Here is a 12,647-nt window from a genome sequence, read left to right as displayed (position 1 = left end):
GCACGGGACGGCCAATCGAAAGGACATGACATGACGATCCGATATCTTCACACCATGGTGCGGGTGAAGGACCTGGAAAAGACACAAGCCTTTTTCGAACTGCTGGGGCTGGTCAAGACCCGCCATTACGACAACGAGGCAGGCCGCTTCAGCCTGGTGTTCATGGCCCCCCCGGGGCAGGAGGAATGCCCGGTCGAGCTGACCTACAACTGGGATGGCGACGATGGCCTGCCCTCGGACAGCCGCCATTTCGGGCATCTGGCCTATGAGGTGGACGATATCCACGCGATGTGCCAGCACCTGATGGACAACGGCGTCACGATCAACCGCCCTCCGCGTGACGGGCGCATGGCCTTCGTGCGCAGCCCTGACAACATCTCGATCGAGTTCCTGCAGAAGGGTGCGCCGCTGACCCCGGCCGAACCCTGGATCAGCATGCCTAACACCGGGCACTGGTAACGGCAGGCGCGGGCGATGGCCGGTTCCTTCGCCTGGCGCGCGCTCCTTGCTGCGGGTCTTGCCGTGGCGGGGGCGGGTGTCGCCGCGGCGCAAGAGGCGTGCCGCCTGGCGCTGGTGCTGGCGATGGACATCTCCTCCTCGGTCGATCCGCTGGAGGATGCCTTGCAACGCGGCGGGCTGGCGCAAGCCCTGCGCGCCCCTGAGGTGATCGATGCAATCCTCGCCCAGCCAGATCGCCCGGTCGCCCTGGCCATGTTCGAATGGAGCGGCCGGGTCCAGCAGGACATGGTGCTGCCTTGGGTGATGTTGCGCGACGCGGCGACGATCGGCGCTGTGGCGGACAGGATCGCCTTGAGCCGCCGCAGCTACGCCGAGTTTTCAACAGCCATCGGGCACGCGATCCAATATGCCCATGACCTTTTCGGTCAGGGTCCGGTTTGCGATGCCCGGGTTCTGGATATCTCGGGCGACGGGGTCAACAACGACGGATTTGGCCCGACCGCCGCCTATGACGCTTTCGATTTCTCGCAGATCACCGTCAACGCCTTGGTCATCGAGGTGCAGGAGGCCGGCACGGATCACGGGATCACGGAAGGCGCCGAAACGGGTCTTGCCGATTATTTCCGGCAGGTGGTCATCAATGGACCTGGCAGTTTTGTCGAAGTGGCCGCAGGGTTCGAGGATTTCGAACGCGCGATGCGCCGCAAGCTCTTGCGCGAACTCGAGGTGCGGATCGGCCAATTGTCGCGCTGACGGGGCAAGCCCCCATGGCAACGCCGCCTGCGGTTTCTTGCCGGCGCCCCGGTTTCTTCTTGCAAGAAATATCCCCGCCGGAGGCATCCGCCCGCGCCACAGGGCGCATCAGTAGATATAGCGGATCTGATCGGCCCAATAGCGTTCCACCCGGCGCAGCGCGCCGGTGATGTCATCGATCCCGTCCGGCCCCAGCACGCCACGGCTTTCCAGACCTTCGGCATGACGCGCGAAGAGCCCGCCCACCACATCGCGGATCTCGCGCCCGCGGGGTGTCAGCCGAACCCGGACCGACCGGCGGTCTATCTCGCAGCGCTGGTGGTGCATATAGCCCATTTCCACGAGTTTCTTGATGTATGTAAAAAATGTAGGTATTTTACGAGGGTACTTCAGAACCATCTAGGAAGACTTCAATGACCGCTGACGGCATCACTGACCCTCGTCACCTAGCCTTCTCGTATGTGCGTTTCTCCTCGGAGAAGCAACGCCAGGGCGCAAGCCTCGAACGTCAGACGGAAGCAGCCCAGCGATGGGCCGATGAGAACGGGTATGTCCTCGATAAGTCTCTCAACCTGAACGACGAGGCGGTGTCAGCCTTTCGGGGTGACAATACCACGGTGGGGAAGCTGGCAACCTTTAAGGCTCTCACTGAGCAACGATTGATCCCACAAGGATCGGTTCTGATTGTGGAAAACCTCGACCGCATCTCAAGGCAGTCCCACCGGAAGGCCGCAAGGGTACTGGAAGACATCCTCGAAGCAGGCGTTGACGTAGTCACGCTACAGGATGGGAAGAGGTACACACTCAAGGACCTCGACGAGGACCCTCTGACATCGATTATGATCATCTTGACATTCTCCCGCGCCCACGAGGAGAGCCTAACGAAATCCAAGCGGGTGAAGGATGGCTGGCAACGAAACCTCGCCAAGGTGAAGGAAGGAAAGCGCCTACGTTCAAGAGCGATCCCGTCATGGCTCAAGCTGGTCGGCGGCGTAAACGCTCCGCTGGACAACGGTCACTTCGAGATCATTCACGAAAAAGCCGAGGTGATGCGCGAGTTGTTCCAAAGGTTTGCAGACGGTGAAACGGTGTGGAGCATCGCCAAAGGCTTCCGAGACAGGGACATCAAGACCCCAAGAGGCAAGACCTATGCCAGCGGCAACATCTACCGCCTGGTATCCTCGAAGGCTCCCTACGGTATCCTCGAGATTGGCAAGGGAACCAAGAACGACCGCACTGTGATCGACCAGATCGAAGGGTACTTCCCAAGGATCGTCGATGAAGATGTGCAGCGCAGGGTGATGATGCGACTGCAGGATATGAACCGTTTCAAAACCAAGGAAGCGAAGGCCCTCACATCCCCCAAAAGGAAAACTCACGGCATCCTCACCGGCGTCATCTGGTCCCCAGAGAAGGCTGGAGGTAACCGTGCGGTGTGCCGCAAAGGAAGCGATGGCTCATATGCCTACGTTGACGGCATTACGCGACGGTGGGTGGCGAAACGTGAGGTGATCGAACGTCCGTTTCTTGAAGGCTGGCCTGAGATCGTGATCGCGTATGAGACCGACACAACCCCCGAATTAAACGATGCAGAGGAGGCCCTTACAGCCGCCCTCACAGCTCTTGAGTTCGCCCATAGGTCAGGCTCCGAAAGGCTCGTACTGGCCGCTCAGGCGGACGTGGAAGAAGCCCAGAGCGAACTGAAAGAACTCCACAGGGGTCAGGCGTTGGCATTGCAGGAAATACCCGAGAGCCTCGACGGGATGGAACCTTGGGAAGCGAACCAGGTGGTGCGGCGGCTGGTCGAACGGGTCAACGTGGTTCGTGGGGAACAGAGGCAGCAGCGTACCGAAGGCGGTGATGGCCGCGTGGGTAAGAAGGTGATGTTGGAGGTGAAGCTGAGGAACAAGGTGAAGGTATACCTCGGGGATCAGGAGTTGATGTTTGGGTGAACTCAGGGATCGATGGGATCTTGTGGCACATGAGGTGAACCTGTGGGTACGCAGGGTCGTCGAAAGGGCTACGGTGGGTCGGATGTTCCCTGAGCATGAAAGCGGGGGAGTGTTGGTCATTCATGTGGAACTCAGGAACGGAGTCAGGGTTACGCTGGGATGACCCTGAGAATGCACATGCCTAATACCGTCATATGTGCAGGTTCGGTACACAGGGAAAATGCACACGATGTGCAGTTTTGGCCTGAGACTGACTTCTGCACATCCTTCTAGGAACCTCATGAAAAAAGGGGATAGCACGATCAGTGAATTTCCCCCCACTAATAAGCAATAGCAGTCGTTCCCTCTGAGTGACGGATGACATTGATCACAATTACAGCCCACTATCTGAAGAAGACCTCCCGTTCACTCTGAGTGACGGAGAGCATCAATCGCAATTACCCCTGACTTCCCCAAAGAGACCTGATCGTTGCCATGAGTAGCGGGGGCTTTGCGGACCCTGAGAGATCGCTGAGGTTTCTCCGGGTGTCCCTGTGTTTCGACCTGTTGTCGGACACAGGATACTAACCAATTCCACTAAACATGAAAAAGCTTGAATGTGTCATAACCTGTCTCGCTGTGAGATCGGGGCGAAACATTCTTGCGCGACCGAAAGGAAAACCAAGGTGGACCGCAGGAACTCTCCCGGTGAAACCCAGGGGGGACTGTGAGTGTGCCGGGGTGAACGCCAGCGGTTGCACCTGCAAAGACCCTGTAATTGCAGGGTTCAAGACCAACCAACTCAACCAAATCAATCAACCTCGCCCGGGTACCCATAGTGGACACGTGGCCAGAACAAAGGAGTCCAAACAGATGGACAACAACATGAACAACATGAACAACACCAATGCAACGACCCACGAAATGCCCACCGTGGAGTGGTTTGCCAGCCTACCCACGGATCGACGTGAGAAGGCCCTGAGGGCGATGGCGATCTACCGGATGACCACGGACCCGGTTTCAATGGAGCTTCACCTGCGTCCACACGCGGGGGACCCGATGAATGAACCGGGTGGTCTGGATCAGGCGGATGCCCCCATTCGGGAGATGCTCCAGAACACCCCGGTGGAACTGCATGGGGCGCTGCTGGTCATCGCGGAAAGCACTTTGGGTTCACACATGAACACCGCGCGGGACATGATGGGTCGCTACTGCCCGAAGACGTTGCACGGACTGCAAGCGCACCGGAGTGCGACGATTGAGCCGTACCTGCAGGGTCCGATTGAGAAGCATGTGCTGAGTGACAAGGATGCCTGCAGTAAGCTTTGGGAGCAGTACATGAAAAGCCCTGCGACTGAGGAGGAGCGGCAGTCCCTCCACGGGCAGATGAAGATGGTTGTTCGGACTGAGTACCTCCTGAGGGAACTCAAGAACTGCGTTGAGTTCGAGTATTGAGGGTATCCTGATGACACAATTTGATAACCCGAAGAAGTCGATGCAGGAAGCCTACGACGAACTTGAGCAGGACATGCAGGAGGGATCGCCATCCGAGCCGGACATGTCGAGGATCGTTAACCTGGAGGGGGTGCTGTACGCGCCCGATGACATCCTGAAGGTACGGACGGCGGTGTTCCAGCCGAGGTCACTCCAAGGGCAACTCGGGGAAGAGGCTCACCTCACCCGTGAGATCATTGATGCGCTCAAGCGGGGTGGGGCTGAGGTTCTGGACCCTGTTGTCATTTGGTGGTCTGGGAGGCGGTTCATTGTTGTGGATGGCCATCATCGCCTCATAGCGATCCGCAAGTACAACCATGAGAACCGCCAGCGGAAGGGCTTCAGGAAGATCAGGGTGCCCGTGACTGTGATCACCGGGGAGATCGCTGAGGCGAAGGTCCATTCGACCAGAGAGAACGCCAAGGCAAAACTCAGTCTTCGCAAGGAGGACCGGGTGAACTGGGCGTGGAAGCAGGTGGTCCTGCACTTCGGCGGGGTTGACCGTGGGAAGTTCGTCATGGCCCAGAGGTGCCGGGACCTGCATGTCAGTGAGCGACTGCTCCAGCAGATGAAGGCCACGTTCAAGAAGCTGGTTGAGTTGGATGCTGCTGATCCTGATCCTGTCCCCAGGGTAGACCGCAGGAATCCCGCAGGTGCGGGTTTTGAGCCAGACAACCTTCCAGACCGGGAGTGGGTCTTTGCGATCTCGGAGTTGTCATGGGGTCGGGCGCAGCGGATGGCTGAGGGTGTCTCGGAGTTCGACGAAGAGTTCACCAATGAGAAGCGCCAGAGGGCCATTGATGCAGCGGTGATCAAGCTGACACGGGCGCTTGGCCCTGAGGCATTCTCTGATCCTCGCAGCGCTGAGATCACGGGTGAGGCGATCTTGGCAATCAGCAATCGGTTCCTCGAATTGGCGGGATGGTCCCCGGATTTCCTCGGGTCCATGAAGCAGGCTCTGCATGCGTTGTCCGGGGATAACCTAGCGGGACTTGATGAGGACTTCGAGTGATCCCGGGGAAAACCCGCAGGGTCTGATGGTGTTCTGCGCGGGTTCTGGGAGTGTCTCAGGACCCGCAAAAAACCCGCAGATGCGGGATTTGAGAAGACCCCAAAAACCCGCAGCGGTCCAAGCTTCCTGCGAAATCTAAGACTTACCTAAACAAACCAAAAAACACATCCAAGGAACAGAAAACATGGAAGACAGAAACCGAAAGGTTCTCTGGCGATCCCGCGTGACTGCATTGCAGATCGGCCAGAGGCGCATTGAAGAGAAGCGGGTATGCCGAGTGCCTGACTGCGGGAAAGCAATCAAGGACTTCTCAACGTACTGCAAGAAGCACCAGATGGCGAATATGAAGTTCGGCCATCCGACCATCCCACTGAACTTTAGGCTGCTGGAAGATCGCCAGCGTTTCGCAAAGATCGGACGCTTCGTTCTCAGGGCGATCATCAAGACACCCGAGGATCAACGGGCTTGGGATCGGGTCATGCAGGGTATCGAAAGTCTCCGCAGTGACAAGGCGAATGACTTCGATGAGACCACCCTGTGGCGGCGTCGGAAGAACTGGACCCGCAAGGCATTGGCCAAGGCATATTTGGCCTCAGCGATCCAGACGAAGCTTCTGCAAGAGGATCGGGACAAGATCGAAACGGCCGTTGGGGCTATCGCCTGGATGTCCCTGGGAAACACCATTCCTATGACCAAGAGGCAAACCGATGGAGCCATTCGCAAGATCATCGGGCGATTGATGCTCCACTTTATCTCGTTCAGGCAGATCGAAGATGAACCCCGGCGAAAGGTGAAGATCACCTCAGGGGTTCAGACAGAAACAGGCCGCTTAATCACTGACCTGATTGAGCGAGAGTTCGGAGCAAAGTTCTGGCGAGACATCGATCTGATTGCAGCGGTGGAACTGCGCGAACGGGTCAATGGGAAAGTCAGCCGGGACAACGAGACACTCTCAAGGACATCCCGGGGAGGACTCAAGGCTGTCCCGGGGAGAGACATTCCGAGTGCGCCGATCCTGATCGGAGAGGAGGATTGAGGATGTTTGACGATGATCAAGAACTGTCCTTCGTGGGCCGGAACACAGTGGAGCGCATCCGCGAGGGTAATACTATCCCAGTTGGTGGGCCACTTTAATGGGGGTACTCCGAGGCGTCGCTGGTGAAAAGACGCGGAGTTTGTCCTTGCGACACAAGCCAAAGAGCCTTGAAATTGGGAGAAGGAATTTCTGGTGGTAGCTCAAAATCAGAAGTGGCCTATAACGCCGACCAATGTATATCGGCAGGCCAATCACTCATGTTGGCAAGATTCGGAAAAAAACTTCTCACCTTGGAAGGGAATTTCTATGACAAATGAAAACCAATTCACACTTTATTCGCAAAGGATTGAGAGCGCTGAAGGTCCTGACATTGTGGAGATTTCACTGACCTTCAAACCAGACGGCAGCTTAAGGATTGAAGGAGTGTACGCGGGACCAAAAGCGGAAGCTTTTTGGGGAGATTGGGATCACGAGTTCTGGATGAACATTGCCACGCCTCATGCGCAAGCTTTCCTCGCTCTACTTGCCCAGGAAGCCTTCAATAGCGAGGAAAAACTTACCTATAGCAAACTAAAGGAACTGTGCGAGAGCACTGGCATCCCGATTGAGCAAGGACACTGGACATAACCAGCGTCGCCGCAAACAGTACAAATTCATCTTTTCATACACCTCTCAAACTGGCGCACAAGTTAATCGAGGGGAAGGCCCGCAAATTTCGCTAGTAGTCTTGCCCTTCTGATTTTGTACTGATGTGTACCATCTCATAGCTTACTCATGATGCAGTGCGTTTTTTAACGTAATTCGCATTTCTCTCATGAGTAAGCTAAGAAGTTAGCTTTCTTTTATACCAGTTAACGGCACTGAAGAGTAACTTCGACCGGATTAGGCACAAGGTCTTGCGATGCCCCTGTGGAAGCATCGACAGCCAGCCCAATGATTCCCCCGACCAATACGTTACCGGCCACACCAGCCGCACCACTGTCAGCTGTTTTATGTGTTACATTTGTTTTTACTTCTCGGCAGCCCTTCTTACTCACAGCGATTTCCAGATTGGAACGTCGTGGCAGTTTGAAGGAGCATGGAGTGGAAGTACAACTCATTCCGTTGCTCAGTTGAACCTGTGCACCTTGAGGCTGAGAGTTTACTACGAGAACATCTTCTGAACCACGCGTAATAGTCGCGCATCCACTGAGAATTAGCGCTGCAGCGCTCAATAAAGTCATAGTGACTTTCAAGCTTCCCTACTTTCTTGTATTTACGGACACTCCCCAACTGGAATGCCAAGCAACGGAAATTTCATCTGATTTTTTATTTCAATGCAAGCCATTATTTCAATAGATAACCTTTTCGTCTTTGGCGATCTCTGACCCATTGCGTGCGCTCTAGGGTCAGTACCCATTGATCTTACTTTTGCGGCATGATTCATCCTCTGCAAGGAGACCGATCAATGAGCAACCTTTTCTGGCTGACGGATGTGCAGATGGCGCGTCTGGAATCATTCTTTCCCAAGAGCCATGGTAAGCCACGTGTCGATGACCGGCGTGTTTTGAGCGGCATCATCTTCATCAATCGCAATGGCTTGCGGTGGCGTGATGCGCCGAAGGAGTAGGTCCACCCAAGACCCTCTACAACCGTTGGAAGCGATGGGGCGACAGGGGTGTCTTTGCCCGGATGATGGAGGGGCTGGCCTCCGAGGCGGCCGTTCCGAAGACGGTGATGATCGACGCGACCTATCTGAAGGCGCACCGCACGGCGACCAGCCTGCGGTCGAAGAAGGGGGCCAAGCGATCAGAGGGGTCGTCTGATTGGCCAGACCAAGGGCGGCATGAACACCAAACTGCACGCCGTTACCGATGCCGATGGACGTCGGATCCGCTTCTTCATGACCGCAGGCCAGGTCAGCGACTACACGGGTGCCGCGACCCTGCTGTACAGCTTGCCATCTGCAGAATGGCTGCTCGCCGACCGCGGCTATGATGCTGACTGGTTCAGAGATGCGTTGAAAGACAAGGGGATAAAGCCCTGCATTTCGGGCCGGAAGTCGCGTGGCAAGCCTGTCAAATACGATAAGCGCCGCTACAAACGCCGCAACAGGATCGAGATCGTGTTCGGACGCCTGAAGGACTGGCGTAGGGTTGCCACGCACTACGACAAGTGCCCCAAGGCCTTCCTCTCCGCCGTCGCCCTCGCAGCAACCGTCATGTTCTGACTATGACGGAAGAATGAGTCCTGACCTTAAAATTTTATTGGGCTAAATTGCACCCCAAAGATCGCTTCGCTCTCACTGAAATAATCTATGCTACTGCTTATTTCCCTATAACCCATTGAAAGGCTTACTCGCGGATGCACTGCGTAAGTGATGCTGAAAAACCTCAATGCATCCTCACGCGAAAAGCCCAATAGCTTACCGCCATCTGAATATGTGTAAGAAGCAGTAGCTCTAATCGGCTTGTTGAGAAACGTTGTTCCGACAGTAGCACTTAAACTATGGCGCATTGCAAGATTAGCAGCAACAGTCGGCCCAACTGAAGCATTGAAGCTTGTGAAAAATCCAGACCTATATAGTGTGTCGAACCTTACCAGGATCTGATTTTGATCATATCCTTTGTCAAAGAAACGACTGACACCAAAACTTGCTTGATTGAAGCGGTTGGTGCCTTTAGAAAACAATTTGGCGATACTAACTGTAGCGCTACCCGTAGTTTCACTAGTCAACTCGCGGTGAATACCACTTACTGCAAAGCAGCCATCTAAATAAAAGTTATTACCTATGTCATTTTTGCTGCATATATTGGCATGAAATCTGCTGACACCAATATCATGCTCGGGAGAATGTGCATAACTTACGCCAAAGTTAAGATTCAAGTACTTTCCCTGACCAAAAATAATACGCCCAGAGCTACCAATTCCAATTCCAGCAATTATTCCTTTTTTTCGATAAAACTCCTCATCGCCATAAAAAGTCAGCGACCCAAGAACTAGAGGCCGATTTGGATTACCTCCGTTTATGTCTGAGCTATACTCCAAAATCGGGGCGATGTAAGGTATCAAACTCATTGGCCTTACATTGCCCGGCAAGCCAATTCCATTGTCATACCCCTCTTGCTTGATTCGAAAGTCCAGCATTTGAGCAGATTGCAAGTTTGTTGCAGTGCCTGACAATACTTTAGAAAGACAATAGACTTGCAAGCGGCTGTCTGCCGCTGCGTCTAGGCAAAAAGCTTTCGATGGCGAGGGAAGCAGCAGCGCTAATACAAGCGCTACCGCCGCTGTTAGAAGATTTTTCACTTTTATGCTTTACGGCCTGCTACCTACAAATGCTCCTGCATAAGTCGGGTTGGCTTCGTTCGTATGGAACACGCCAGATACGGACTGAGCTGTATCCCCATGTAGCTGGCCATACATTGATGCCGTAGCTGTTGATCCAGATACAGTTGATGTCAAGCTGCCACTGGCAAACCTACCGTTGGCAACATCAATTCCGCCACTTCCTGTCAGCGATGTATTGGTGGTGCTTCCGTTATAGCTGAAAGTCCCGTTGGTGAAGTTTGCTGTCAATGTGAAATCACCAACCTCTGCGCCACCGAATATTCGGTTTGAAACTATATGTGCCCCTGAGTAGGTGAATTCACCACCGGGCGCGGCTCCATATGCTGAGCCAACTGCAAATACAGCATCAGCGTAGCCTGGAAACTCAAGGTAAACTAGACCAGCTTCGCCACCGTTGTCTTCGATAATGAGTACGTTTGCCACCTCTCCTTCGACTGTGATAGTCCCGCTTCTGACGACTGCGGTTGGTAGTGTTTGTACAACCGAAAAATCGCTAAATTGTACATCAACCACTTCGTTGCCAGAGCTTTGGTTGGCACCAGCAACCACAGCAGCAATATCAGGCGCGATGAATACGGTTTCTGTGCCGTCAGAAGCAACACCACGCCCCACACCAGCACCGTCGCTGAACGCCCTCAAGGTTGTGAAGCTAGCGCTCGGAACAACGCTGGTTGAACCGCCACCGCATGCTGAAAGCAATCCCAGAACGGGCAACATCAACGCTACTTTAAATTTCATGATTCTTCCCCCTCGTCCATTGGTAGAAAAGCTAACAAGCAACGGATAAAAAACAAGCGGAATATCGCCGAACGTGTGTTGGAGCTGGCACCCAAACCCCGAACGCTTCCCAAAAAGTTTTGTCGCAACTGCGGAATGATTTGGCTGATCTGACCGCCGCCGCGAAGATCGAAGGAACAAAGGCCAAGAAGCGGAACCATTTTGGGGTGGCACACCGAAATCTCGCCGGCCTTTATGATACCAAGGGGTTAGCGGCGGTCATGTAGGTTGAGGGTGCCGAGGCAACTGCGCGACAGGAACCCAACGCTTTCCGCAAGCAGGACACTGCGGCATCTGCTCTCAACAGCCTCGTAGGCCGCAAGGCTGGCCTTTTCGGGAGCATCTGCGAATACTTCAGCGGCATGAGAGAGCCTCTGGGGGGTCTGGTAGGGACGGACGTGCAGGACCATAGGTGGATCGCAGAGTGTGCTTCGGGTGTCTCGCTGGGGGAATCGGATTTGGGCTAAAAAAAAAATCCGAGTAGGTAATACCAACGCAATCCTTCCCGTCCTCCCCCCGTGTGGGGTCTAGCGCCGCCAGGAAATTAATAGAGGGAGGTGGGGAGCTGCAAACCCTCTCCACCTCTGGCAAGATCGACCCTCTACCGCTGACCTCTGGGCGGGATGATCCACTCCTGCAGTTGGCATGCCCTCGATGTTAGAGGAAGAGGGGCCAGCCAGTCCCCCGATCTTAATTCTTATGTCCTCTCCTATTATGAATTACTTTGCAAACATCTTGAGGTTGTAGCTGACATTGCTGCCCTGGTAGTAGCCGCGCGTTTTCAACTCGCCCGCCGTCACCTCGTTGTCGCCGATATTGAACAGCAACAGCGCCTGCACGGGATTCACTTCCAGCATGCCGACGCGTTCGAACTCGTCCTTGATGACGTCCAGCAGCAAGCGGTGCAGTCGTTCGACCAGCGACAGCGCTTCGAGATATCCGCCCATGAAACCGGATCGCTGTCCGGTGGCCAGTGTCTTGTGCATGGTCATGGGCTACTCCGACGGGTTGTTTGCGTCGGGCAACATGCAGCATAAAACACAATAACAGGTTAAGCCTGTCCGGAAGTCCCTAAAAAGCCGCGCAAATCGGGGATCACGCGCGGATGCCCCTCAACGCTGGACGACGCCACCCTGTTCGGCCAGCATCGCGCGGATGCGCGCCACAAGGGGGGAATAGGTCGCGGGCGGCTCCGACACGGCGCTGACCCAGTAATACAGGTCATGGTCGTTTTCGCGCAGCAGGGCATCGTAGCTGTCCAGCATCGCGTCATCCAGACCGCCCAGGTGCAGTTCGGCAAAGCGCGACAGGATCACATCCATTTCCTTGATACCCCGCCGCATCGACCGCATGGCAAGACGGCGCAGCCGTGTCTCGCGCGTTTCGCCCTCGGGGGCCTGTTCGATCAGCATCTCAATCGCCCTTCAGCTTGGCCCGCAGGCTTTTTTCCAACCGGCCCAGCCGGTCAGCCGCAGCGCCGATCTGGGTCTTCAGGTCACGAATCTCGACCAGCAGCGCATTGATATCGGGCGCGATCGGGCTCTCGTCAACCGGGGCGGCGACGCCATCGCCCTCACCGGTCAGCAACCAGACGATCGACACGTTCAGCAGACCCGCCATCATCGACAGCTTGTTGGCCCGCGGCTCGGACAGGTCATCCTCCCAGCCGCGCACCGTACCGATCTTGACGCCAAGTCGGCGGGCCATCTGTTTCTGGCTCATGCCGGCCGCTTCGCGCGCCGCGGCGACACGGTCGCCAAAGGTCGCGGTATCGGGACCGTACCAGTCGTCTTCGATGTCGGTTTGCTGCTCTGCCGGCTCGGGTGCTGATTGTTCGGGTGTCATTTCTCTCCAA

Annotated in this window: 13 protein-coding genes and 3 pseudogenes; 9 read left to right on the top strand and 7 right to left on the bottom strand. The window is 55.4% G+C overall.

The window, feature by feature from the left end:
- Positions 1-30 precede the first annotated feature (30 nt).
- Together ACFQ3C_RS05065 and ACFQ3C_RS05060 are read left to right on the top strand one after the other, a co-directional pair.
- Positions 31-459, top strand: a complete 429-nt coding sequence (locus ACFQ3C_RS05065; RefSeq protein ID WP_380789393.1) for a VOC family protein — start codon at positions 31-33, stop codon at positions 457-459.
- Between the two features lie 15 nt (positions 460-474).
- Positions 475-1,212 (top strand): DUF1194 domain-containing protein, encoded by a 738-nt coding sequence (locus ACFQ3C_RS05060; RefSeq protein WP_380789392.1) that lies wholly within the window; start codon positions 475-477, stop codon positions 1,210-1,212.
- A gap of 108 nt (positions 1,213-1,320) precedes the next feature.
- Here ACFQ3C_RS05060 and ACFQ3C_RS05055 read toward each other — a convergent pair.
- Positions 1,321-1,566, bottom strand: a pseudogene (locus tag ACFQ3C_RS05055) (winged helix DNA-binding protein); the annotation flags it as partial.
- A 59-nt stretch (positions 1,567-1,625) separates the two neighbouring features.
- Here ACFQ3C_RS05055 and ACFQ3C_RS05050 point away from each other — a divergent pair.
- The 5 genes from ACFQ3C_RS05050 (at position 1,626) to ACFQ3C_RS05030 (ending at position 7,312) form a co-directional block, all read left to right on the top strand.
- Positions 1,626-3,164, top strand: a complete 1,539-nt coding sequence (locus ACFQ3C_RS05050) for a recombinase family protein (RefSeq protein ID WP_380789391.1) — start codon at positions 1,626-1,628, stop codon at positions 3,162-3,164.
- Between the two features lie 852 nt (positions 3,165-4,016).
- Positions 4,017-4,598, top strand: coding sequence for a hypothetical protein (locus tag ACFQ3C_RS05045; RefSeq protein ID WP_380789390.1), 582 nt, complete (start codon positions 4,017-4,019; stop codon positions 4,596-4,598).
- Positions 4,599-4,608: 10 nt separating this feature from the next.
- Entirely contained in the window at positions 4,609-5,649 is a 1,041-nt protein-coding gene (locus ACFQ3C_RS05040; protein ID WP_380789389.1) for a hypothetical protein, read from the top strand.
- A gap of 184 nt (positions 5,650-5,833) precedes the next feature.
- A complete protein-coding gene (locus ACFQ3C_RS05035; protein ID WP_380789388.1) occupies positions 5,834-6,685 on the top strand; it encodes a hypothetical protein in 852 nt (283 codons plus the stop codon).
- A gap of 306 nt (positions 6,686-6,991) precedes the next feature.
- Positions 6,992-7,312: a hypothetical protein gene (locus ACFQ3C_RS05030; protein ID WP_380789387.1), complete on the top strand. Its 321-nt coding sequence runs from the start codon at positions 6,992-6,994 to the stop codon at positions 7,310-7,312.
- Between the two features lie 224 nt (positions 7,313-7,536).
- Here the strand turns inward: ACFQ3C_RS05030 and ACFQ3C_RS05025 are convergent, their stop codons facing one another.
- A complete protein-coding gene (locus tag ACFQ3C_RS05025) occupies positions 7,537-7,908 on the bottom strand; it encodes a PEGA domain-containing protein (protein ID WP_380789386.1) in 372 nt (123 codons plus the stop codon).
- 224 nt (positions 7,909-8,132) lie between these two features.
- Between ACFQ3C_RS05025 and ACFQ3C_RS05020 the strand changes: the two genes are divergently transcribed.
- Both ACFQ3C_RS05020 and ACFQ3C_RS05015 read left to right on the top strand, forming a co-directional pair.
- Complete coding sequence (locus ACFQ3C_RS05020) at positions 8,133-8,294, top strand: transposase (protein ID WP_380789384.1); 162 nt, start codon at positions 8,133-8,135, stop codon at positions 8,292-8,294.
- Positions 8,295-8,453: 159 nt separating this feature from the next.
- Positions 8,454-8,894: pseudogene (locus ACFQ3C_RS05015) on the top strand (IS5 family transposase); the annotation flags it as partial.
- A gap of 26 nt (positions 8,895-8,920) precedes the next feature.
- Here ACFQ3C_RS05015 and ACFQ3C_RS05010 read toward each other — a convergent pair.
- From ACFQ3C_RS05010 to ACFQ3C_RS04990, 5 genes and pseudogenes are all read right to left on the bottom strand, one after another.
- Positions 8,921-9,973: a hypothetical protein gene (locus ACFQ3C_RS05010; RefSeq protein ID WP_380789382.1), complete on the bottom strand. Its 1,053-nt coding sequence runs from the start codon at positions 9,971-9,973 to the stop codon at positions 8,921-8,923.
- A 9-nt stretch (positions 9,974-9,982) separates the two neighbouring features.
- Positions 9,983-10,753: a hypothetical protein gene (locus ACFQ3C_RS05005; protein WP_380789380.1), complete on the bottom strand. Its 771-nt coding sequence runs from the start codon at positions 10,751-10,753 to the stop codon at positions 9,983-9,985.
- A gap of 773 nt (positions 10,754-11,526) precedes the next feature.
- Positions 11,527-11,784: pseudogene (locus ACFQ3C_RS05000) on the bottom strand (MarR family transcriptional regulator); the annotation flags it as partial.
- A 120-nt stretch (positions 11,785-11,904) separates the two neighbouring features.
- Complete coding sequence (locus tag ACFQ3C_RS04995) at positions 11,905-12,204, bottom strand: succinate dehydrogenase assembly factor 2 (RefSeq protein WP_380789378.1); 300 nt, start codon at positions 12,202-12,204, stop codon at positions 11,905-11,907.
- Between the two features lies 1 nt (position 12,205).
- Positions 12,206-12,637 (bottom strand): helix-turn-helix domain-containing protein, encoded by a 432-nt coding sequence (locus tag ACFQ3C_RS04990; RefSeq protein WP_380789376.1) that lies wholly within the window; start codon positions 12,635-12,637, stop codon positions 12,206-12,208.
- Positions 12,638-12,647: the final 10 nt, after the last annotated feature.

This window comes from Seohaeicola saemankumensis (genome assembly GCF_042678485.1).
GTDB classification, from domain to species: Bacteria; Pseudomonadota; Alphaproteobacteria; order Rhodobacterales; family Rhodobacteraceae; genus Seohaeicola; species Seohaeicola saemankumensis.
The sequence above is the reverse complement of the archived record's forward strand: the minus strand, read 5'-3'. Positions and strand labels throughout refer to the sequence as shown.

What these genes read in the sequence shown, in the direction of transcription:
- ACFQ3C_RS05065 (WP_380789393.1), top strand. Translation starts at nt 31, where the DNA reads ATGACGATCCGATATCTTCACACCATGGTGCGGGTGAAGGACCTGGAA.
- ACFQ3C_RS05060 (WP_380789392.1), top strand. Translation starts at nt 475, where the DNA reads ATGGCCGGTTCCTTCGCCTGGCGCGCGCTCCTTGCTGCGGGTCTTGCC.
- ACFQ3C_RS05050 (WP_380789391.1), top strand. Translation starts at nt 1,626, where the DNA reads ATGACCGCTGACGGCATCACTGACCCTCGTCACCTAGCCTTCTCGTAT.
- ACFQ3C_RS05045 (WP_380789390.1), top strand. Translation starts at nt 4,017, where the DNA reads ATGGACAACAACATGAACAACATGAACAACACCAATGCAACGACCCAC.
- ACFQ3C_RS05040 (WP_380789389.1), top strand. Translation starts at nt 4,609, where the DNA reads ATGACACAATTTGATAACCCGAAGAAGTCGATGCAGGAAGCCTACGAC.
- ACFQ3C_RS05035 (WP_380789388.1), top strand. Translation starts at nt 5,834, where the DNA reads ATGGAAGACAGAAACCGAAAGGTTCTCTGGCGATCCCGCGTGACTGCA.
- ACFQ3C_RS05030 (WP_380789387.1), top strand. Translation starts at nt 6,992, where the DNA reads ATGACAAATGAAAACCAATTCACACTTTATTCGCAAAGGATTGAGAGC.
- ACFQ3C_RS05025 (WP_380789386.1), bottom strand. Translation starts at nt 7,908, where the DNA reads ATGACTTTATTGAGCGCTGCAGCGCTAATTCTCAGTGGATGCGCGACT.
- ACFQ3C_RS05020 (WP_380789384.1), top strand. Translation starts at nt 8,133, where the DNA reads ATGAGCAACCTTTTCTGGCTGACGGATGTGCAGATGGCGCGTCTGGAA.
- ACFQ3C_RS05005 (WP_380789380.1), bottom strand. Translation starts at nt 10,753, where the DNA reads ATGAAATTTAAAGTAGCGTTGATGTTGCCCGTTCTGGGATTGCTTTCA.
- ACFQ3C_RS04995 (WP_380789378.1), bottom strand. Translation starts at nt 12,204, where the DNA reads ATGCTGATCGAACAGGCCCCCGAGGGCGAAACGCGCGAGACACGGCTG.
- ACFQ3C_RS04990 (WP_380789376.1), bottom strand. Translation starts at nt 12,637, where the DNA reads ATGACACCCGAACAATCAGCACCCGAGCCGGCAGAGCAGCAAACCGAC.